This window comes from Paraburkholderia fungorum, assembly GCF_900099835.1.
In the GTDB taxonomy this organism is placed as follows: Bacteria; Pseudomonadota; Gammaproteobacteria; order Burkholderiales; family Burkholderiaceae; genus Paraburkholderia; species Paraburkholderia fungorum_A.
Genome location: NZ_FNKP01000001.1, coordinates 2,718,892 through 2,739,994 on the forward strand (window position 1 = coordinate 2,718,892; position 21,103 = coordinate 2,739,994).

15 protein-coding genes and 2 pseudogenes are annotated in these 21,103 nt (G+C 63.7%); 11 read left to right on the forward strand and 6 right to left on the reverse strand.

Annotation, left to right across the window (positions count from 1 at the left end):
- Positions 1-29 precede the first annotated feature (29 nt).
- Positions 30-836 (forward strand): metallophosphoesterase, encoded by an 807-nt coding sequence (locus tag BLS41_RS11930; RefSeq protein ID WP_074764707.1) that lies wholly within the window; start codon positions 30-32, stop codon positions 834-836.
- 82 nt (positions 837-918) lie between these two features.
- Positions 919-1,641, forward strand: a complete 723-nt coding sequence (locus tag BLS41_RS11935; protein WP_074764709.1) for an SOS response-associated peptidase — start codon at positions 919-921, stop codon at positions 1,639-1,641.
- A 122-nt stretch (positions 1,642-1,763) separates the two neighbouring features.
- On the opposite strand, the gene BLS41_RS39005 is transcribed toward BLS41_RS11935, so the two are convergent.
- The gene (locus BLS41_RS39005; RefSeq protein ID WP_171910225.1) at positions 1,764-1,922 is read right to left on the reverse strand and encodes a hypothetical protein; all 159 of its coding nucleotides are present in this window, start codon (positions 1,920-1,922) and stop codon (positions 1,764-1,766) included.
- A 210-nt stretch (positions 1,923-2,132) separates the two neighbouring features.
- Positions 2,133-3,071: a LysR family transcriptional regulator gene (locus tag BLS41_RS11945; RefSeq protein ID WP_074764713.1), complete on the reverse strand. Its 939-nt coding sequence runs from the start codon at positions 3,069-3,071 to the stop codon at positions 2,133-2,135.
- A gap of 463 nt (positions 3,072-3,534) precedes the next feature.
- Between BLS41_RS11945 and BLS41_RS11950 the strand changes: the two genes are divergently transcribed.
- Genes BLS41_RS11950 through BLS41_RS11965 form a run of 4 tightly spaced genes read left to right on the forward strand, consistent with a single transcriptional unit; the run spans position 3,535 to position 8,578 of the window.
- Positions 3,535-5,292: an efflux transporter outer membrane subunit gene (locus BLS41_RS11950; RefSeq protein ID WP_083379960.1), complete on the forward strand. Its 1,758-nt coding sequence runs from the start codon at positions 3,535-3,537 to the stop codon at positions 5,290-5,292.
- Between the two features lie 11 nt (positions 5,293-5,303).
- Positions 5,304-7,514: an FUSC family protein gene (locus tag BLS41_RS11955; RefSeq protein WP_074764715.1), complete on the forward strand. Its 2,211-nt coding sequence runs from the start codon at positions 5,304-5,306 to the stop codon at positions 7,512-7,514.
- On the forward strand, positions 7,504-7,704 hold the full coding sequence (locus BLS41_RS11960; protein WP_063496755.1) for a DUF1656 domain-containing protein: 201 nt from the start codon (positions 7,504-7,506) through the stop codon (positions 7,702-7,704). Before BLS41_RS11955 ends, BLS41_RS11960 begins: the two co-directional genes overlap by 11 nt.
- A 13-nt stretch (positions 7,705-7,717) precedes the next feature.
- Positions 7,718-8,578, forward strand: coding sequence for an efflux RND transporter periplasmic adaptor subunit (locus BLS41_RS11965; protein WP_074764717.1), 861 nt, complete (start codon positions 7,718-7,720; stop codon positions 8,576-8,578).
- Positions 8,579-8,944: 366 nt separating this feature from the next.
- Here the strand turns inward: BLS41_RS11965 and tssJ are convergent, their stop codons facing one another.
- The 3 genes and pseudogenes from tssJ to tssF form a co-directional block, all read right to left on the reverse strand.
- Entirely contained in the window at positions 8,945-9,484 is a 540-nt protein-coding gene (gene tssJ / locus BLS41_RS11970; RefSeq protein ID WP_074764719.1) for a type VI secretion system lipoprotein TssJ, read from the reverse strand.
- Positions 9,485-9,499: 15 nt separating this feature from the next.
- Entirely contained in the window at positions 9,500-10,603 is a 1,104-nt protein-coding gene (gene tssG / locus BLS41_RS11975) for a type VI secretion system baseplate subunit TssG (RefSeq protein WP_143026252.1), read from the reverse strand.
- Positions 10,600-11,652, reverse strand: a pseudogene (tssF, locus tag BLS41_RS11980) (type VI secretion system baseplate subunit TssF); the annotation flags it as partial. The gene tssG and the pseudogene tssF, both read right to left, overlap by 4 nt.
- Here tssF and tssD point away from each other — a divergent pair.
- The 3 genes and pseudogenes from tssD to tssE form a co-directional block, all read left to right on the forward strand.
- Positions 11,636-11,923, forward strand: a pseudogene (gene tssD, locus BLS41_RS11985) (type VI secretion system tube protein TssD); the annotation flags it as partial. The pseudogenes tssF and tssD sit on opposite strands and share 17 nt — an antisense overlap.
- Before the next feature lie 146 nt (positions 11,924-12,069).
- Positions 12,070-14,826 carry a type VI secretion system ATPase TssH gene (gene tssH, locus BLS41_RS11990; RefSeq protein ID WP_074764725.1) on the forward strand — a complete coding sequence of 919 codons (2,757 nt, stop codon included), beginning with the start codon at positions 12,070-12,072 and terminating at the stop codon, positions 14,824-14,826.
- An 11-nt stretch (positions 14,827-14,837) separates the two neighbouring features.
- Positions 14,838-15,260 carry a type VI secretion system baseplate subunit TssE gene (gene tssE, locus BLS41_RS11995; RefSeq protein WP_074764727.1) on the forward strand — a complete coding sequence of 141 codons (423 nt, stop codon included), beginning with the start codon at positions 14,838-14,840 and terminating at the stop codon, positions 15,258-15,260.
- Positions 15,261-15,312: 52 nt separating this feature from the next.
- Here tssE and BLS41_RS12000 read toward each other — a convergent pair whose 3' ends face one another.
- Positions 15,313-16,977, reverse strand: a complete 1,665-nt coding sequence (locus BLS41_RS12000) for a methyl-accepting chemotaxis protein (RefSeq protein WP_074766486.1) — start codon at positions 16,975-16,977, stop codon at positions 15,313-15,315.
- 487 nt (positions 16,978-17,464) lie between these two features.
- On the opposite strand from BLS41_RS12000, the gene BLS41_RS12005 reads away from it, so the two are divergent.
- The gene (locus BLS41_RS12005) at positions 17,465-18,733 is read left to right on the forward strand and encodes an MFS transporter (protein ID WP_074764729.1); all 1,269 of its coding nucleotides are present in this window, start codon (positions 17,465-17,467) and stop codon (positions 18,731-18,733) included.
- Between the two features lie 383 nt (positions 18,734-19,116).
- Complete coding sequence (locus BLS41_RS12010; RefSeq protein ID WP_074764731.1) at positions 19,117-21,021, forward strand: propionate--CoA ligase; 1,905 nt, start codon at positions 19,117-19,119, stop codon at positions 21,019-21,021.
- Positions 21,022-21,103: the final 82 nt, after the last annotated feature.

Below are 21,103 nucleotides of genomic sequence, written 5' to 3' on the forward strand. Positions count from 1 at the left end.
GCGCGGAGGCCGTTGCAGGAGCCGTCTTCGTGAAGATTCGAGTGCTGTCCGATCTGCATCTGGAAAACGACGAACCCGAGCTGGTGCCGCACGCGCACGCCGATCTGATCGTGCTGGCCGGCGACATCCACAATCACGCGGCCGGGCCGCGTTGGGCGGCGCAAACCTTCGACGGCGCCGTGCCGGTGGTCTACGTGCCGGGCAATCACGAGTATTACGACGGCGAATTCGGCGCGCTCGAAACGGCGCTCTACGACGCGGGGGCGCAGGTCGACAACGTTCATGTGCTGAATAACGCGGCGCTGGTCGATCCGCACGGCGAATGGCGCGTGCTCGGCACGACTTTGTGGACCGACTTCGCGCTATATGGATCGAACCCGCAGGCTCTGGCCGGATCGATCGACGCATCGCGGCGGGTCATGCTCGATTTCAAAGGGCTGATCCAGATGAACTGGCCGCACGATACCCGCGACGCCACCCGCGATTTCTCCCCCGACGATTCGCTCGCGCTGCACCGCCACGCGCGCGCTTGGCTGGAAGGCGAACTGGCGAAGCCGTTCGGCGGCAAGACCATCGTCGTCACGCATCACGCGCCGCATCGGCTGAGTCTCGCTGAACGGTATGCCGAAGACCGCGTGTCAGCCGGTTTCGTCAGTCATTTGCCGGAACTGGTGCACGAGCCGGTCGCGCTGTGGATTCACGGCCACACCCATACTTCGTTCGACTACACCGTGAACGGCACGCGCGTGGTGTGCAATCCGCGCGGCTATCTCGACCGGCGCACCGGGCAGCCGGAGAATCCGCTGTTCGCGTGGGATAAGGTCGTCGAAATCTAGCGCCGGCCTGGTGCCGGTCCGGGTAGCGCGACGCGGGCGAGCGGATTAGGCTGGCGTCGTCGGTCATCCACGGAGGTCGCGCATGTGTGGTCGAATCAGCCAGTACCGCGATCCGCGTCTTTACGCCGACCACCTCGGCCTCGCCGATCCGCTGATGCTGTTCGATGCCGCCGATCGCCGCCCCGGCTATAACCTCGCGCCTGGCACGCATCCGCTCGCGATCTATCCGGATCAGACGCTCCATGCCATCCACTGGGGATATTGCCCCGACTGGGCGCGCGAGCAGCATCTGCCGCAAACCATCAACGCGCGCGCCGACGCCGCGCCGACTGCGCGTTACTTCGAGCAATTGTGGAAAACGGGCCGGGTATTGGTGCCGGCGGATGGCTGGTTCGAATGGCGCGTGGAATCCACGTTCAACGACAGCGACGTGGATGGGGATCGATCGCAACAGGAAGCGTCGGAACGACAGCCCTACTTCGTGCATCTGAAAAACGATGCGCCGATGTATCTGGCGGCGTTGTCGAGCGTGCGCGGCACGGAACCGCAAACGGAGGGGATGGGACTGGTGATCGTGACAGCCAGCGCCGACGCGGGTCTGGTCGACGTGCATGGCCGCCGTCCGCTGGCATTTTCACCGGATGCGGCGCGCCGCTGGCTCGACCCGGCGTTATCGCCCGAAGAACTGGAGCAGCTGGCGCGCGATGCCTGTTTGCCCGCCAGCCGTTTTCGCTGGCACCGGGTAAGTCACGAGGTGGACCGGACGCTCAACGATGAGCCGGGATTGATCGAAGCGCTGCATTGAGAACATTGAGAAATGCGATGAACGCAGTTCTCGGCTTCGATCAGAAACTTCTCATATAGCGTGACGCATTTGCCTGTCTAGGCACCGGAGAAGGCGCCGCGACGGAGTAGACAAACCCAAACTCAACGATCGCGCCGCTGACCCTGGACATCCGGGCGCTCGACCTTGATCGGCACCAGTTGCGGCTGCTGTTCGCGCAGGCGGCGCAGCAGGTCGCGCGATGCGGCGATTCCGATCAATCCAAACATGACAGCCACGCCGATCATCAGATGCGTATCCATGTGTCCCTCGTCCTTCAGTTTGTTGCGGTATGCCGAACGGCAGCGATCTGGGCGCGTCCGGCTGAAGCGGCCGCGCATGAACGACACATTAGCAAATCGACCCTGCGCGAGAAGTAAGGAAATGTTGCGACGCGGCAGTTGTGTAACACGCTGTCATGCGACCTCGCGCTGCCGCGTCAACCTTGGCGGGACGTCCGTCGCGCCATCGGCTCAGGCACGCGCAAACTGGCGTAATTCTTCCTGATCCACGGCGAGCGTGGCCGGCAATTCATCGCGCAAAAACTCGACCCATGTGCGGATTTTCGCGTCCAGATACTGCCGGGACGGATACAACGCGTACAGATTCATCTCCTGCGACGTGTATTCGGGCAGCAGCCATACCAGCTCACCGCTACGCAAACCGCTGATCGCGGAGTAGATCGGGATCAGCCCGACGCCCATGCCGCTGCTCACCGCCACGGCCATCGCCTCGGCTACGTTCACCTGGAACGTGGCCGCTCCGAGCACGAAGGTTTCTTCGCCGTTCGGGCCGTCGAACACCCATTTGTCGGTCGGAAAAATCGGCGTGACCATTTGCAGGCACGTGTGATTCGTCAGATCCGCCGGGGTTTGCGGCACGCCGCGCCGCTCCAGATAAGCCGGCGACGCGCACGCGATGCTGAACGCGCTGCCCAGCCGCTGGGACACCAGACCCGAATCCGGCAGGCCGGTGGCGAGCGTGAGCGAGACGTCGAAACCTTCGTCGAGCAGATCGGGCATGCGCTGCGCGAGCGTCAACTCGACGTGCACATCCGGATAGCGCTCTTGATAACGGCCCACTGCCGGCACGACATAGTGCTGGCCGAAGCTCGTCATTGCGTGAACCTTGAGTTTGCCGGACGGACGCGCGTGCGCGTCGCTGGCCTCGGCTTCCGCCTGATCCACGTACGCGAGGATCTGCTCGCAGCGCTGCAGATAGCGCTCGCCGGCCTCGGTCAGCGCGATGCGGCGCGTGGTGCGGTTCAACAGACGCGTGCGCAAATGCGCTTCCAGATCGGAGACCGCGCGCGACGCGTACGCCGTCGTCGTATTCAGGTGCTGCGCGGCACCCGTGAAGCTGCCTGCTTCGACGACGCGGACAAATACGCGCATGTTTTGAAGCGTATCCATACCCATTCCTTTGTCGGTGTGAGTTGGCGCTTTAGCGCCTACTCACACCCCATGCAAAGCTGTCGACCGCAGTTAGCGCTTTAGCGCTTACTGCGGTCCCATGCAAAGCTGTCGGTGTGAGTTGGCGCTTTAGCGCTTACTCACACCCCATGCAAAGCTGTCGGCAAAAGTAAGCGCTTGAACGACGCTTCCCCCACCCCATTCAAACCTGCCGGCAGAAGTAGCGCTCTCAGCCCACTCCCGCCCCACACAACCCGCCACTTTCACCCCAAAACCAGTGCTTTAACGCCCACTTCGGCTCAATGCAGCGGAGTTGCGATTGATCGGTAGCGATTGTTACACGATTCGCAAAGGCAATTATCTCACATACTGTAAAAATGCCTTGCATCTTTACCAGTTATTCCCCAATCAATCAAAAAATATAATGACGCACTAGCATCTATAGCCAATTTTGGAGGAAATCGTGCAGTCTCCGGTACAAAAAGGGATCGCCGCAGCAGCGGTTCTTACGATCCTATTAACAATCGCCGGCTGTGCAAGTACCGGAGGCGTCGCGCCGCAAGACCACAGCGTCGAACCCTCCTCGCTCGACGCAGGCAAGGCCATCCGCGCGGCCAACCAGGACGCCCAGTGGCCCGCCACCGACTGGTGGCGCGCCTATAACGATCCGCAACTCGATCAGTGGATCGCCGACGCTCAGGCCGGCAGCCCCACCCTCGCCGCCGCCCAGGCGCGCGTGCGCGAAGCCATGTCGATGGCGGGTGTAGCGCGCTCGGCGCTGTCGCCGCAAGTCAACGGCAGTCTGTCGATCCAGCGTCAGAAGTGGGCCGACAATCTGTACTACGGCCCGGGTGAGCTTGCGGGCGAGCAGTCGTGGAACAACACCGGTACGCTGGGCCTGTCCTATAACCTCGATCTCTGGGGCAAGGACAAGAACGCCGCCGAACGCGCGCTCGACGCCGCGCACGCCAGCGCCGCCGATGCGCGCGCCGCCCAGCTCGAACTCGAAGGCAACGTGGTGCGTACGTACATCGGGATGTCGATGAACTACGCGCTGCTCGACATCGCCAAGGCCACGCTCGCGCAGCAGCAACAGATCGTCGATCTCGCGAACCGTCGTCTGAAAGGCGGGATCGGCACGCAGCTCGAAGTGAGTCAGGCCGAAACGCCGATGCCCGAGTACGAGCGTCAGATCGACGAAATCGAAGAAAAGATCGCGCTCGGCCGCAATCAGCTGGCCGCGCTGGCCGGCAAAGGTCCGGGCGCGGGCGATTCGATCCAGCGCCCGGCGCTGTCGCTGGCCGCGTCGCCCGGTTTGCCGAGCGCGTTGCCCGCCGACCTGATCGGCCACCGGCCGGACGTGGTCGCGGCACGCTGGACCGTCGCCGCGCAGGCGCGCGGCATCGACGTGGCGAAGGCCGATTTCTATCCGGACATCAACCTGCTGGCGTCGATCGGCGGTTATGCGGCGATGGGGCCGCTGTTCCAGTTCCTGAAGAATCCGTCGCATAGCTGGAGCGCGGGTCCGGCGCTGTCGTTGCCGATTCTCGACGGCGGGCGGCTGCGCTCGCAACTCGGTGCGGCATCGGCCGGCTATGACGAGGCGGTGGAGCGCTATAACCAGTCGATCGTCGGCGCGCTGAAGGATATTTCCGATCAGGTGATCCGCATCCGCTCGCTCGCGACTCAGGCCGACGACGCCGATCGCTCGGTCGCGGCGGCTCGCCGGAATTACGAACTGTCGCGCGAAGGATATCGGCGCGGTCTGACCGATTATCTGAACGTGCTGGTCGCGCAGAACCAGTTGCTGCGCGCGCAGGAAGGCGTCGCGAAGATTCAGGCCGAGCGGCTGGGCGCGCATGCTTCGCTGGTCACGGCGCTGGGCGGCGGGCTGGACGATCCGGCCAACGGTCCGAAGGACAACGAGACGCTGCCGCCGCATGGCAAGGGTAAGGCGAAGCCGGCGGTGGCCGGTGCGGCTTCTGACGCCTCGGCTGATGCATCCGCCAACGCGCAGGCAAAGCCGCAAACGGCGGCAGCCAGCGGCGCGGCCGGTTCCACGCCCGCTAGCGCTGCGACCGGCTCTAAAGCCGTGAACGGTGCGGGCGTACGTAGCTCGAAGACCAACGCCGCATCCAACGCCGCCAAAGCAGCAGGCGACGCAAGCCTCAACACCGCAGCAACCCAGCCGCGCGCCGCCGCCGCGCCTGCGACCGAGTAAGGACGCCGACCATGTCAGCCTCCCCTTCCTCCGTCACGCGCCCGAAGTCGCCCGGTGCGCTGTACGCAGCCGCCGCCGACTGGGCCCGCACCGACGGCCTCACGTGGGTCTATCTGTTCAAGGCGCTCGCCGCGTGCTTTCTCGCGCTCGGCATCGCGATGAAACTCGACCTGCCACAGCCGCGCACCGCGATGACCACCGTGTTCATCGTGATGCAGCCGCAAAGCGGCATGGTGTTCGCGAAGAGCTTCTACCGGATCTGCGGCACGCTCGTCGGCCTCGTCGTGATGCTCGCGCTGATCGGCCTGTTCGCGCAGACGCCCGAACTGTTCATCATCTCGACCGCGATCTGGGTCGGCATCTGCACGGCGGGCGCCGCGCGCAACCGCAACTTCCGCTCGTACGGTTTCGTGCTGGCGGGCTACACGGCCGCGCTGATCGGCATCCCCGCCGCGCAGCATCCGGACGGCGCGTTTCTGAGCGCGCTCACGCGGGTCGCCGAAGTGGTGCTCGGCATCGTCTGCGCGGGCGCGGTGAGCGGCCTCGTGTTTCCGCAATTCGCGGGCTTGCAGATGCGCAGCACCGTGCGTGCGCGTTTTTCGGCCTTCGTCGAATACGTGTCCGCGTCGCTGGCCGGCCGTAACGACCGCGCGCAGATCGAAGCGACCAACGCGCGCTTCGTCGCCGACATCGTCGGTTTCGAAGCGGCGCGCAGTGTCGCGGTGTTCGAAGGCCCCGATTCGCGGATGCGCGGCGGCCGCCTCGCGCGTCTGAACAGCGAGTTCATGACCGCTTCGACCCGCTTCCACGCGCTGCATCAGTTGATGAACCGGCTGCGCGCGACGAACACGGACGCGTCGACAGTCGCGGTCGATGCGCTCGAACCGTACTTCAAGGAAATCGCCCCGCTGCTCGCGAAATCCGGCGAACCGGTGTTGAGCGCCGCCGACGCCGCCCACGCCGCCGCCCAACTCGACGCGTACAAAGCCGCGCTGCCGGGCCGCGTGCGGGCGACGCGCGCCGAACTGGAAACGCAGCCGGACGCGCTGCTGCTCGACTTCGACACCGCCGCCGAACTGCTGTATCGCTTCATCGACGATCTTCATGCGTACGCGGCTACTTACGCATCGCTCGCCGTCGATACGCACGAGCGCGAACGCTGGATCGAGCGCTACGAGCCGAAGACCAACGCGATCGCCGCGGGCGTGTCGGGCGTGCGGGCCGCCATCGTGATGATGGTGCTCGGCGCGTTCTGGATCGCGACCGCGTGGCCGAGCGGCTCGACGTTGACGCTGAATGCCGCGGCCGTGTGCGCGCTGGCGTCGTCGTCGCCGAATCCGAAACGCACTGCGTTCCAGATGGCCGGCGGCACGCTCGCCGCGACGCTAATGGGCATGATCGTGGTGTTCGGCGTGTTTCCACACGTCGACGGTTTCCCGATGCTGTGCGTCGCGCTCACGCCGTTTCTGCTGCTCGGCGTGTTCATGACCACACGGCCCGCGCTCGCCGGTTACGGCATCGGCTATTGCATCTTCTTCTGCTTCCTGGCCGGCCCGGACAACGTGATCCACTACGACCCGACTTCGTTCATGAACGACGCGATGGCACTCGTGCTGTCGATGCTGGTGTCGTCGATCGCGTTCGCGGTGTTGTTGCCGCCGTCCACGCCGTGGTTGCGCAACCGGCTGCTGGTCGACCTACGCCGCCAGGTGGTGCTGGCGAGCCGCGCGGGCTTGCGCCGGGTGCGCTCGCGCTTCGAAAGCGGCGCGCGCGATCTGATGTCGCAGATCAACGCGCTCGCGCCGACCGAGCCCCAGCTCAAACGCGACACGTTGCGCTGGCTGTTCTCGGTGCTCGAAGTCGGCAATGCGGTGATCGATCTGCGCCGCGAAGTTGCCGCGCTACCCGCCGATGCGCGTTACGCGAAATCGATGCCGTGGCGCGTGTCGCTGCGGACCATGCGCGATTCGTTGAGCGCGCTGTTCGAGCATCCGCGCGAGGACCGCTTCGACCGCGCGCTCGCTACGACCGCCGACGCGATTGCCGCACTTCAGCAGATGCTGGCCACGTTCACGCCGCCGCGTGACGAGCGGCATCAGTTGCAGCGGATTTTGAGTCAACTGCATTTCATTCGTACCGCGCTGCTCGATCCGCAGTCGCCGCTTGCACCTTTGATGAGCGGACCGGCCAGTGTGTCAGAAGGAGTTCTCCATGCCGCGTGATATCGCCGTTTTCGACGCTTACGTGCCGGCCATCGTGCTGCTGTTTATCGCGGGCGCCGCGCTTACCTGGGTGTTGGACCGCGTGATCGCCTATACGGGCCTGTATCGCGTGGTGTGGCATCCGTCCTTGTTCCGGGCCAGCTTGCTCGTGTGTGTGTGCGGCGTGCTGGGTCTCGCCGTTTATCGTTGATCAGAGTCGAAACATGACCATCCGAAATCTTGTTGGCTTCGTCGCGACAGCCATTATTTTTATCGTCGCGATCCTGTTGGGCCGCGTGCTGTGGGTTCATTACATGGACGAACCGTGGACCCGCGACGGACGCGTGCGCGCCGAGATCGTGAACGTGGCGCCGGATGTGTCGGGCGCCGTGGTCGATCTGCCCGTGAAGGACAACCAGCTGGTGAAGAAAGGCGATCTGCTGATGCAGATCGATCCGTCGCATTATCAGATTGCTGTCGAGCAGGCGCAGGCTGCCGTGGCCGCCCGCAAGGCCGAATTGCAGATGAAGCGCGACGATGCGCAGCGGCGTGCGGATATGGATTCGCTGGTTGTGTCGAAGGAGAGCCGCGAGAATGCGACGCACACGGCTTCCGCTGCTGAGGCTTCGTATCAGCAGGCGCTGGCCGCGCTCGATGCCGCGAAGCTGAATCTCGAGCGTACGCGGGTGGTGTCGCCGGTTGACGGCTATGTGACGAACCTCAGCGTGTTTCGCGGCGACTATGCGACTGCTGGGGCGGCGAAGCTCGCGATTGTCGATAGTCACTCGTTCTGGGTTTATGGGTACTTCGAGGAAACCAAGCTTCCGCATGTGCGGGTCGGCGATAAGGCCGAGGTTAGGTTGATGAGCGGCGGCACTTTGCAGGGGCATGTCGAAAGCATCTCTCGCGGGATTTACGATCGCGATAATCCCGAGAGCCGGGAGCTGCTCGCGGATGTGAATCCGACTTTCAACTGGGTCAGGTTGGCGCAGCGCGTGCCGGTGCGGGTGAGGATTGATTCGGTGCCCGATGGGGTTGTGCTGGCGGCGGGGATTACCTGTACGGTTGTTGTTACGCCAGGCTGAAGTGTTGTGCCGTGTGGCTTGGTTGTGGTCTTTGGGGTGTTGGCCTTTCCTTGTTTTCACGGTGGTCTATTAGCACTGCCCCTGTGCGGGGCGGCACTCACTTTCTTTGCCGCCGCAAAGAAAGTAAGCAAAGAAAGCGGGCTCACACCGCTAGCTTTGAAGCGGAGCCCCTGGCTTGGAGGGGGCAGTGGTTCATCTGGAATCCGTGCCCCCGCACACTCCGCGTTCGTGACAAGGCAGTCATTCTTCCGGCGGCGCTTCGCGCGCCCCTGCGGTCGTTCTGATGCGGTCGTTCTTTTTATCGACCGTCTCCTTTCTTCAGTGATTCGGCACCCAGGCTGAAGGCCTCATTCAAAGCCCGGTTTATCACTCCGGTCTTGCTTTCACGGGGTCTGTCGTTGCCACTAACTCCCGGTCTATCAGTTCCAGTTTCAACGGCTCGTCTGCCGAAAGCTTTTTCTTCGGCACTACTCTGCGCCAGCTTCCGGTCGAATCCGGGTCACGATAGAACGCGACAATGCCCACGTATTCCGTGTCGGCGTGCATCGGCTGCGTCACGCTCGCGGACGCGCCGGGGTTGACCACCGTCCCCATGCTGTCCTGCAGATCCCGTGCAAGCACGGTCTTGTCGTTCTTCAGCAGATCGTCATAGGACGCCTTGTCGAAGAGCTTGCGATCCTTCAACTGGTACACACGTACGGCGACCGACGTCGAACGCTTCGCTTCGTCGGGATTGATCGACGCGCGCGCGGTGAGGTCGACGTTCAACACCTTCACCTGTTTGTAGAAGACGGCGTGATACGCACCCGACGTCGAGTCCGATACGGATTGCCACGCGCCGCAGGCACTGAGCAGCAGGCTGGCGGCAACGAAGGTCGTGGTTAATGTGGCCAGGCGGGTGAACATACAGCTACTCCAGAATCAGGCAGATGGTGCAAGGAACGGATTCGGACCCGGCGTCGGAAACGCTTCGTAAGAGCCGAGCGGAATGGTAATCATGCGTTCGTCGCCGGAAGGCAGGACCGTGGTCCACGCAAGACGCGGCGCCGGACCTTCGTGCGTCGCGCCGATTTTCGGTGCGGGCGCGATTCGTGACGAGACCTCCATGCGCAGGAACACATCGGCCTTCGTCCCGGCGTAGAGGCGGATAAACGCCATCAATTCGCGGTGTAGCCACGCGCCCGGCAACAGGTCGTGCGCCTGTTCCGCAGATACAGGCCGCAACGTCACGCGTGCAGCCCGGCTGCGATAAGTCAACCGCGTGCCGAGCACGTAGCCGCAACCGAGGCCCCGCCGGCGTCTGCTATCGGTGCTGCCCGCAGACGTGAGCGGTTGCGGCTCGCCGGCCCCTTTGACAGTCGGGAAGAACTCGTCGACGCGAACCTCGACACCCGGCGCGGCAAGAGCGACGACACCGGCCAGTCCTTCAGACGTGCGCGTTCGCTGGATCAGCAGACCCAGCACCGCGAGCACCCGCGAATCCGGCAACCCTGCCCGCGCGGGCTTCTCGCCCCAGCCAAAGCCGGCCAGAGACAGCAGCTTGCGCGAATGCGGATCGGTGCCGCCAGCACGGAAGCCGACCGGATAGCGGTACTTCTTCCACGCGCGGTACAGCAGCGTGACGATCCGGTGATTGAACTGATCGAGAAACGCTTCGAGCGCCTCATGCCCTTCGGTGCGCAGCACGATGTCGTCGATCATGTGCGACGGCATGGTCGCATCCACGCCATACAGGCCCATGAACGTCGTACGGACGGTCGGCGGGGCGTTGGGTCCGTAGATGGCGCCCTCCTCGTCGAATTCGACCGACGCGATTTCACCCGCCGGAAAACCGACCCGCGCTCGCGGACGGAATCGCACCGGTTCGTGTTCGGGCGTGTCGCGCGTACCGAAGCCTGGGCGCTCGGGAACGCGCACTTCGAGCAACTGGCAGAGCTGCATGAAGTTCATTGTCGGCGCGCGGCGAAGCAGCGACGCGACCAGCGGCTCAAGGTTGGGAGGGTTGGGGATATCGCGGTGCTTCATAGCGGGGAGCGCTCCGCCTTGCTGCGCGGCCATTCAGTGCGTTGCTGCGACGGCAGGCTAACGATCGCGAGCTTCGTGAACAGATTGATTTCCGCGTACAGCGCGAAGAACCGGTGCAGCAGTTCACCGAATAGCATCACATCGCCGACGCCCGCGAATGCGTGACTGTCGAGCGTGACTTCGATCAGCACGCCTCGTTCGACTGCCCCACCCGACACTTCCTCGAGCAATTCCTCCGATACATGCAGAATGCCCGCGAGACGCCGCCGGTTCAGTTCGTCGTTGGTCCAGTCGTAGAGCGCCAATGCGCCGCGCAACACTTCCGCGTCCATCATCGACAGGAAATTCGGCGCGAGATGCGACAGTACGCGCCACTGGAAGCGGTCGCCGGTCGGCGGATAAAGCGGCAGCGTCGGCGCGGCCAGATTGCGCACAGCCGACACATTCGGCGTGCTCTCCGCCAGTTCGTTGAGGCTCGCTTCGCGCAGCCCTTTTCTTGGCAACAGACCGTTGGTGCCGGTCACGCGCAGCGACAGGTTTTCCGCCGGCAGGTCGGTCATCGACTCCCACGCGTGGCCGCCGAGAATGACCCAGGTGTCGTGCAGACCCGTCACGCCCTGCCTGACGCGAGTGTGGAAATACCGCTCCGGCGCCTCGTGCCGCAACATCCCGCCACGATGACGGAACGTCGCGAACGGCACGTATTCGTAACGTTGAGCGTTGGCATGATCGAACGATTCGATTGCGTCGACCGAATAGGTTTCGATGTTGGCCCCCTGATGACCCGCTGCCACCACACGGTATTCCGCTTCGTGATGGTTCACGTCGATCGGCTCGGCGTCGAGCGGAAACAGGTTGATGACCGGCGTGCAGAAGAGCCGCACGTTCTCCGCCGTGAAGCGCTGGTCGGACGGATAAGCGTGTTCGAGCGCGATCTCAAGTTCGAAGCTGGATGCGTTGGCGGGCAGCTTCGCGATATCGAGACCGCACAGGTCGACGAACAGAAACTTCTCGCGGAAGGTGAAATATTCGAGCAGTAACTGGTACTTGTACAAAGCGGTCACGAGCGGCCAGACGCTGAAGTCGATCGAGATCAAGTGGTACAAGATCGACGATGCGGGCAAGGAGAAGGAGTACTTCAACACCAAGCTCGACAACGTGAAGGTCGTCGCGGTCAAACCGAAAATGCTCGACATCAAGAATCCGTCGTTCGAAAAGCACAACCACCTCGAAGACGTCGAACTGCGTTACGAAAAGATCACGTGGTCGTACAAGGACGGCAACATCATCCACGCCGACAGCTGGAACGAACGCTCGTAAGGCTCTCCGGGAGGCCGGCGCCCATTTGATCCAGAAGATCGAATAGTTGCCGCCTCCATTCGCCAGCGCGTCCTGCGCGCGCTGGCGCTTTCTATTCATATCCTGCGACGCCGGATCGGTCGCAGGCTCTCATTTTCGTGACGATCATGACGCTGCGCGACGACCGAAGGGGGTCCCTGCGGGACTCAACGCATCTGCTTCGCAAGCTCGGGGCGCATTGCGCGAACGCGCTCGCCGATGCAGCCAGCCTGTGCAACGCTCGCCTGCATGGCGAGATTACGCCCGAACACTGGCTGCTGAAACTGATCGAACATGACGATGGCGATATCCCCGCGATCCTTCGCCACTACGGGATCGACATCGATACGGTGTGGGATCCGCTACTCGCGTCGCTTGAGCGGCTGCCGCGCGATCTGCGCGGCAAACCTGCGCTGTCACGAACGCTCGCAGAAATTCTGGAAGGGGCGTGGTTTCACGCATCCGTCGCCGACGTGGCCGCCATACGTTCGAGTCACGTGTTGCAGGCGCTGATCGACGCGCCGCATTGTCTGCGTGCCACCGACGCATGGCCGCTGCTGTCCGTCAGTGCGGTGCAGATCCAGCGGCTCGCGGCCGTGATCGACCGTCATTCGGTCGAAGCCGACGTCAGCGCAAATGCCAATGCAGCCGACAACAATCCATCCGCGCGCCCGACCGCGACGGAAGACGGCTCACGTCCTGACGCATCGGCGAAACCGCAACCCAGCAAGCGTGCGGGACAACCTGAAGGTGAAGCCCTCGCCCGCTTCGCCGTCGACCTGACGGCACGAGCGCAACGCGGTGAAATCGATCCGGTTTTCGGCCGTGATCGCGAAATCCAGCAGGTTATCGACGTGCTCGCGCGGCGCCGCAAGAACAACCCGATCCTGGTCGGCGAACCGGGCGTGGGCAAAACCGCCCTCGTCGAAGGCCTGGCGTTGCGAGTCGCTGAAGGAACCGTGCCGACCGTGATCCGCGATGTACGCATCCTGACACTCGATCTGGGATTGCTGCAGGCCGGGGCCGGCGTGAAAGGCGAATTCGAGCAGCGCCTGAAAAATGTGATCGATGAAGTCCAGCAATCGGAAATGCCGGTGCTGCTGTTTATCGACGAGGCGCACACACTGATTGGCGCCGGCAACGCAACCGGCGGAGCCGATGCCGCGAACCTCCTGAAACCGGCCCTCGCCCGTGGCGAATTGCGCACGATCGCCGCGACCACCTGGTCCGAGTACAAAGAGTATTTCGAGCGCGACGCGGCGCTCGAGCGACGCTTCCAGGCGATCAAGGTCGACGAGCCTGATGACGCCGCCGCGTGCCTGATGTTGCGCGGCCTGGCGAGCCGCTATGCGAAACACCACGGCGTACACATCCTCGACGAGGCCATCACGGCGGCGGTCAGGCTGTCGCGCCGCTATATTCCAGCCCGCCAGTTACCGGACAAGGCGGTCGATCTGATCGACACGGCGGCCGCGCGCGTGCGCATGGGACTGGAGTCACCGCCGGCCGAACTTCAGCGGGCGGGCGCTGCGGTGGCCGCACTCGAACTCGAAATCAACACGCTCGTCGCCGATCAGAAGGCGGGGGCACAAAACCTGCACGAACGTCATGACGCACTGCAGACCGCACTCGCCGAAGCGCGCGCGCAGCGGGATACGCTGCAACAGCGCTACACCCACGAGCTTGAACTGGTCAACGCTGTGCACTCGCAGCGCGATTCGAATCGGGACGCAGCAGTTCAGAACAACGAGGCGCTCTCCATCGCGAGGCGAGCCGTGCTCGACGCGCAAGGCAAAATGCCATTGGTCTTCGTCGACGTGGACGCGCAGGCAATTGCCCGCGTAGTTGCCGAATGGACCGGCGTGCCGGTAGGCAATCTGCTCGACGACGAACTGACCGGACTGCTCACGCTCGAACAGCATCTCGCCACCCGTGTGGTCTCTCAGGACGACGCGCTCGGTGCACTCGCCGAAAGTCTGCGCACGGCGAAAGCGGGTCTGAAAAACGAGCACTCACCGCTTGGCGTGTTTCTGCTGGCGGGACCTTCCGGGGTCGGCAAGACCGAAACGGCGCTCGCGCTTGCCGACCTGCTTTTCGGCGGCGAAGCCGCGCTGACGACCATCAACATGTCGGAGTACCAGGAGGCTCACACGGTGTCGCAGTTGAAGGGCTCGCCTCCCGGCTATGTCGGATACGGCCGTGGCGGCATTCTCACCGAAGCGGTCCGGCAACGGCCCTACAGCGTCGTGCTGCTCGACGAAGTGGAGAAAGCGCATCGGGACGTGCTCGATATGTTTTACCAGGTATTCGATCGCGGCACGATGCGCGACGGCGAAGGACGCGAGATCGACTTTCGCCACTGCGTGATCCTGATGACGTCCAATCTCGGCAGCGCGCAGATCGACGAGGTCACGGCGGAGAACCCCGCTATTTCGCAGGGCGAACTGCTCGACGCAATTCATCCTCCGCTCGTCGCACACTTTCAACCCGCGCTACTCGCGCGCTTCCAGACGCTGGTCTACCGGCCGCTCGATGCCAATGCGCTTGCGTCGATCGTGCGCATGAAAGTCGCGAAGGTGGCAGAACGTCTGCATCGTCTTTACGACGTCGCGCTCACCTGCGACGACGCGCTGACCGCGTCGCTTGCCCAGCTTTGCCTCACGCGCGAGTCGGGCGCACGCAATGTCGACGCGTTTCTCAACCAGCGCATTCTTCCCGCCGTATCGCGCGAGCTTCTGGCGCGGGTGGCCGGAGGTAAGCTGCCCGCGGAAATCCATCTGTCGATGTCTGAAGACGAGAGCCTCGTGATCGACTTCATCGACCACCGCGACACGCCCTCTGCGACGGGCGTGTCGCTGGACGATCCGGTTGCAGTCGCTGTCTGACGGAGCCCGTGATGCCGGTCGGCCCTTCGCTGTATGACAAGCTACTCGGCCAGATCGGCGGAGAGCCTCTGGACGCCCATGACGACAGGACGCTCGAAATTCTGAGCGTCCAGCAGAATATCCGCCGCATCCTCAATGCACGGGCAGGCGCGCTCAAGCATCTGCCCGACTATGGGCTGCCGGATCTCACGAACATCTACAAGGCGTTGCCCGCGTCGGCGCATCTACTCAGGCAGCAGATGGAAGCGACCTTGCTGGTGTACGAACCGCGTATCCGTTCAATCGATGTGGAGTACATCGACAATCTCGATCCCGGCGTCCTGGTGAGCTATGAGATGACGTGTCATCTGAAGAAGGCTGGACTGGTGCGGTTCGGGACGTACTTCGAACCGCCGGGCCGCATGCGTGTGCAGCGGATCGAGCGTGAGCGTTGACGAAACCGGCATCGGGGAACGCGCATACCGCATGCGCTTCCCCATCCACCGTCTACACCCGGAACTTCCCCACCACGACTTTCAACCCCTTCGCCTGGTCGTCCAGCGAACGCGCCGCCGCCGTCGCCTGCTCGACCAGAGCCGCATTCTGCTGCGTCCCGGAATCCATCTGCGTCACCGCGAGGTTGATCTCCTCGATCCCCGCGCTCTGCTCGGAAGACGCCGCGGAAATCTCGCCCATGATGTCGGTCACACGCTTAACCGCCTTCACGATTTCATCCATCGTCTGGCCTGCATGCTGCGCGAGCGTCGAACCGTTGCCGACGCGCTCGACGGACGTGTCGATCAAACCTTTGATCTCCTTCGCCGCCGACGCACTGCGCTGAGCCAGATTCCGCACTTCGGCGGCGACCACCGAAAAGCCGCGCCCTTCCTCACCCGCGCGCGCGGCTTCGACCGCCGCATTTAGCGCCAGAATATTCGTCTGAAACGCGATCCCCTCGATCACGCCGATGATGTCGCCGATACTGCGCGCGCTCTCGTTGATCTCGTTCATCGTCGCGACCACGCGGTTCACGACCACACCGCCCTTCTCCGCGATCTCCGACGCGTTGTCGGCCAGCGTGCGCGCCTGCTTCGCGTTGTCGGCGTTCTGGCGGACTGTGGAGGTCAGCTGCTCCATGCTGCTGGCGGTGCGTTCGAGCGCCATCGCCTGCTGCTCGGTACGCTGCGACAGGTCCAGATTGCCCGTCGAAATCTCACCCGACGCGGTCGCAATCGCATCCGCGCTGGACGCAATATCGGCGACCGTGGCCGCCAGGCCGCTCTGCATGTCGTGCAGCGCGTACAGCATGCTCGATCGATCCTTGCGCGCCAGCACGATCCGGTTCGACAGATCCCCCGCCGCGATCCGGCTGGCGATTTCCTTCGCGTACGCCGGCTCGCCGCCAAGCTGCCCGGCAAGACGACGCACCACCCATTCGCTGATACCGAACGCGAGCACGATCAGCCCGACCGTCATCAGCGCGATCATCACGAACGACGAGTGGTAGATGAATCCGGACGCGTCGATGGTCGCCTTCGCCGCCGTCCCGCGTTGCGCGACGAGTTCGTCGACGAGCTTTTCAAGCTTGCCGGTTTCGACCAGCAACGAGATGTCCTGGGTGCCGACCTGCCAGTTCATCTGCGTGAGATCGAGCGGTTGCGTTTTGACGAGTGTGACGAAGTCCCGCAGATGCCCGCTCCATACGGTAACCGCTGCGGCGAACGCCTTCTGTTGCGCGAGCCCTTTGGCGTCGGAGGTGTCGACGTACTGCTGCAGCGTGCCGAGTTGCGCGGACAGACCGGCGAGCGCCTGATCGACGTCCGCACCAAGTTCGTCGCGCTCCTTCGCGGTGGTCGCGGTCAGCAGCATTTTTTGCGCGCGGCTTGCACGCAACATGTGGCCGCGCGCCTCTTCGGCCGCGCGGCTGGCGATATGCCCCTGATCGTAGATGGATTGCGCGGACGCGTTCAGCCGGCTGATCTGCGCAAGCGAAAACACGCCGACGAGCAGCGTGCCGACGAGCAACACCGCGAACGCGAGCCGCAATGTGGTCTTGACCGACATGCCCTTGAACCTTGCCGCGCGCGGCGTCGCGTGCACCGCCTGTGACTGCGGCCCGGACGCCGCACCGAACCCCGCGCCGCGCCGGCTGCCCTGCGAAACTGCTTTCATCATCCCCGTCCCCACTTTTAGCCTGTTCAGACCTGCCGGAAAGGTCGGTTCCGGCATTACCGCCTATCAGTCCGGGTCTGCGTCGGGGAGATCTGCGATCTTCGATGCCGCTCACGTCCGCCGACCGCTTGCTGCCCGGTCCCTGACGCGCCGCTTTGTAAGCTTCGCGCCCGCGACACGTTTTATACACGGCCAAAAATCGCCCGAACCGTATTTATCAGACGACTTGCCGCGAACCCGGTGCTGCGCAACGCAGGTTGGCGGCGAGACCCAACGCATTTCGCCCGCTCCCGCCGATGTCCGATTCGCGACAAAACTTGTCCTTACAATTCGCTCAAGCCACATTAAACTTCGCTAAATAACGAAATGCACCAGAAGTCGCGTCGAATTGCCGCACCAGACGGGCGTATTCCCACGCGACACCCCGGTCGGCGCTGAACAACTTTCGCCACCTAATCCGCCACCACCCATCTCTTATATCCAGCATATGGAAACGAGTCTCGAAAAAAGCGCCCTCGCTGGCGCATCAGCCGGAAGCGGCGCTTCCAACCCTGCATCCGGGGCCGCGCAACCGGCGGCCAAGGTCCAGCGCACGGTCTATTCCGTGCTCGGTGCAATCAGCTTCTCGCACCTGCTCAACGACATGATCCAGTCGTTGATCCTCGCCATTTACCCGATGCTGAAAGACAACTTTTCGTTGTCGTTCGGACAGATCGGCCTGATCACGCTGACCTACCAGATCACGGCATCGCTGCTGCAACCGTTGATCGGCATTTACACCGACAAGCATCCAAAGCCCTATTCGCTGCCCGTCGGCATGGGCTTCACGCTGTCGGGTCTGCTGCTGATGTCGGTGGCGTCCAGTTTCGGCGTGCTGCTGATCGCGGCGGCGCTGGTCGGCTGCGGTTCGTCGGTGTTCCATCCGGAATCGTCGCGGGTCGCGCGGATGGCGTCGGGCGGCCGCCACGGCCTCGCTCAGTCGCTGTTCCAGGTCGGCGGCAATGCGGGTTCGTCGCTCGGACCGCTGCTCGCCGCACTGATCGTGATTCCGCACGGCCAGCGCAGCATTGCGTGGTTCTCGGTGGCGGCGCTGGTCGCGATCGTCGTGCTGACGCAGATCGGCCGCTGGTACAAGCGTCATCCGTCGGTGAAGAAGGCACGCAATCAGGCCGGACACGCCACGCTGCCGCGCAACAAGGTCATGTTCGCGATGAGCGTGCTGGTGCTGCTGGTGTTCTCGAAATATTTCTACCTCGCGAGCATCAACAGTTATTTCACGTTCTATCTGATCGACAAGTTCCATCTGCCGGTGCAGGCAGCTCAGGTCCACCTGTTCGTGTTCCTCGCGGCGGTGGCGGCGGGCACGGTGATCGGCGGTCCGATCGGCGACAAGATTGGCCGCAAGTACGTGATCTGGGTGTCGATCCTCGGCGTCGCGCCGTTCACGCTGCTGCTGCCGTACGCGAACCTGTTCTGGACCGGCGTGCTGACGGTGATCATCGGCGTGGTGCTGGCGTCGGCGTTCTCGGCGATCCTCGTGTATGCGCAGGAACTGATCCCCGGCAAGGTCGGCATGGTCGCGGGTCTGTTCTTCGGCTTTGCGTTCGGTTTGGGCGGCGTCGGTGCGGCGGTGCTCGGGCAACTGGCGGATGCCACCAGCATCGCGTTTGTCTACAAGGTCTGTTCGTTCCTGCCGCTGATCGGCGTGCTGACCGTGTTGCTGCCGGATATCGAAGGCAAGCGCGCGAAGGCGTGAGTGAGTCTTCGGTTGGTTGCATTGTGGAAAAAGGCGCTGCGGCGCCTTTTTCTTTTTGTGCGAGCGATGATGGCGACGAGTGTGACGACCGAGGCTCGGAGTCGCCGGTTGAAAATACCGATCGCCGAGCGAGGTACGCGTGCGAGGCAAAAGCGCCGGAGTAAAGCTGACCGGAATGCACAGGCTGGCCGCCCGCCGCGTCTTCACACCCCAGCAAATCAGCCGCGTCGGCACGCACTGCGCTCATGGTGAACCCGCGTTGTCCGCCGCGTCGCGCGTGCTCTATCCTTGAGCGGACATCGCTGCCGCTTTCGCGCCGCGCAACACGGCGACATGGCTGCCTGACCCGACTGTTCCCTCCCGCCGCACAAGGATCGCCGCAGATGACAAGCTATCGCGACTTCCACCGCCGTTCGATCGAGAATCCCGAGGATTTCTGGCGCGAACAGGCGCAGCGGATTCACTGGCACACGCCGTTCGATGACGTGCTCGACCGCTCGAATCCGCCGTTCGCGCGCTGGTTTGTCGGCGGGCGGACCAATCTCTGTCACAACGCGGTCGACCGTCATCTCGCCGAACGCGCGCAGCAGAACGCGCTGGTGTACGTGTCGACGGAAACCGGGATCGAACGGCGCTACACGTATGCCGAGCTATACGGGGAAATCAACCGGATGGCCGCGGTGATGCGTTCACTCGGCGTGAAGCGCGGCGATGTCGTGCTGCTCTATCTGCCGATGATCCCCGAGGCGCTGTTCGCGATGCTCGCGTGCGCGCGCCTGGGCGCGATTCACTCGGTAGTGTTCGGCGGTTTCGCCGCGCCGAATCTCGCGGCCCGCATCGACGACGCAAAGCCCGTGCTGATCGTGACCGCCGACGCCGGTGCGCGCGGCGGCAAGGTGATCGACTACACGCCTCTGATCGACGAGGCGCTCGTGCGCGCGATGCACAAGACGCCGCACGTGTTGCTGATCGACCGGCAACTCGCGCCCGAGCGCCTGAACGCGCAATATCTCGTCGCCTACGAGCCGCTGCGCGAACAGTTCTTCAACGTGCATGTGCCGTGCGAATGGCTCGAATCGAACGAACCTTCGTACGTGCTGTACACGTCGGGCACGACCGGCAAACCGAAGGGCGTGCAGCGCGACGTGGGCGGCTACGCGGTGGCGCTGGCGGCGTCGATGGACCATATTTTCGAGGGCAAGCCCGGCGACACGATGTTCACGGCGTCGGACGTGGGCTGGGTGGTCGGCCACAGCTACATCGTCTACGCGCCGCTGATCGCGGGCCTGACCACGGTGATGTACGAAGGCACGCCGATTCGCCCGGACGGCGGCATCTGGTGGCGCCTCGTCGAGCAGCACAAGATCAATCTGATGTTCACCGCGCCGACCGCGCTACGCGTGCTGAAAAAACAGGACCCCGCGCTGCTGAAGAAGTCCGATCTGTCGAGTCTGCGCACGCTGTTTCTGGCCGGCGAGCCACTCGACGAACCGACCGCGGCATGGATCGCCGATGCGCTCGGCAAGCCCGTGATCGACAACTACTGGCAGACCGAAACCGGCTGGCCGATGCTGGCGATTCCGCGCGGCGTCGAAGGATTGCCGTCGAAGCTCGGTTCGCCGGGCGTGCCGTCTGCCGGGTTCAATCTGACCTTGCGCAACGAACTCAGCGGCGACGCGTGCGCGCCCGGCGAGAAAGGCGTGCTGACGCTGGACTATCCGTTGCCGCCCGGGTGCATGTCGACGGTATGGGGCGACGACAACCGTTTCGTCAGCACGTACTGGTCGAGCATTCCGAACCAGCAGGTTTATTCGACCTTCGACTGGGGTGTGCAGGACGAAGACGGCTACGTGACGATCCTCGGCCGCACGGATGATGTGATCAACGTCGCCGGCCACCGGCTGGGCACGCGCGAAATCGAGGAAGCGTTGTCGAGCCACGCGGCCGTCGCCGAGGTAGCCGTGGTCGGCGTGACGGACGCGCTGAAGGGTCAGGTGGCGATGGCGTTCGTGGTGCTGCGCGGTGCGCAGATTTCCGCGGACAGCAGCGAGCGCGCAAGGCTGGAGGCGGAACTCACGGCGACGGTCGAGCGCCAGCTCGGCGCGATCGCGCGGCCTGCGCGCGTGGTGGTGGTGTCGATGTTGCCGAAGACGCGCTCGGGCAAGATGTTGCGGCGTGCAATCGCGGCGCTCGCCGAAGGGCGCGATCCGGGTGACCTGCCGACGATCGAAGATCCGGCCGCGTTGCAGCAGGTTCGGGAAGCGCTGGGCGGGATTCAGGCGGGCTGATGGAAAGCGGTGATGCGCGGGAAAGGGATTGGTCGTTGAAATCCGGAAAGTTCGGCTGCAAAACACCCGCTAGTTACGAAAC

Bases quoted from the DNA above. Each gene is read 5' to 3' on its own strand.
- BLS41_RS11935 (WP_074764709.1), top strand. From the start codon at position 919: ATGTGTGGTCGAATCAGCCAGTACCGCGATCCGCGTCTTTACGCCGAC.
- BLS41_RS39005 (WP_171910225.1), bottom strand. From the start codon at position 1,922: ATGGATACGCATCTGATGATCGGCGTGGCTGTCATGTTTGGATTGATC.
- BLS41_RS11945 (WP_074764713.1), bottom strand. From the start codon at position 3,071: ATGGATACGCTTCAAAACATGCGCGTATTTGTCCGCGTCGTCGAAGCA.
- BLS41_RS11955 (WP_074764715.1), top strand. From the start codon at position 5,304: ATGTCAGCCTCCCCTTCCTCCGTCACGCGCCCGAAGTCGCCCGGTGCG.
- BLS41_RS11960 (WP_063496755.1), top strand. From the start codon at position 7,504: ATGCCGCGTGATATCGCCGTTTTCGACGCTTACGTGCCGGCCATCGTG.
- BLS41_RS11965 (WP_074764717.1), top strand. From the start codon at position 7,718: ATGACCATCCGAAATCTTGTTGGCTTCGTCGCGACAGCCATTATTTTT.
- tssJ (WP_074764719.1), bottom strand. From the start codon at position 9,484: ATGTTCACCCGCCTGGCCACATTAACCACGACCTTCGTTGCCGCCAGC.
- tssG (WP_143026252.1), bottom strand. From the start codon at position 10,603: ATGAAGCACCGCGATATCCCCAACCCTCCCAACCTTGAGCCGCTGGTC.
- tssH (WP_074764725.1), top strand. From the start codon at position 12,070: ATGACGCTGCGCGACGACCGAAGGGGGTCCCTGCGGGACTCAACGCAT.
- tssE (WP_074764727.1), top strand. From the start codon at position 14,838: ATGCCGGTCGGCCCTTCGCTGTATGACAAGCTACTCGGCCAGATCGGC.
- BLS41_RS12000 (WP_074766486.1), bottom strand. From the start codon at position 16,977: ATGAAAGCAGTTTCGCAGGGCAGCCGGCGCGGCGCGGGGTTCGGTGCG.
- BLS41_RS12005 (WP_074764729.1), top strand. From the start codon at position 17,465: ATGGAAACGAGTCTCGAAAAAAGCGCCCTCGCTGGCGCATCAGCCGGA.
- BLS41_RS12010 (WP_074764731.1), top strand. From the start codon at position 19,117: ATGACAAGCTATCGCGACTTCCACCGCCGTTCGATCGAGAATCCCGAG.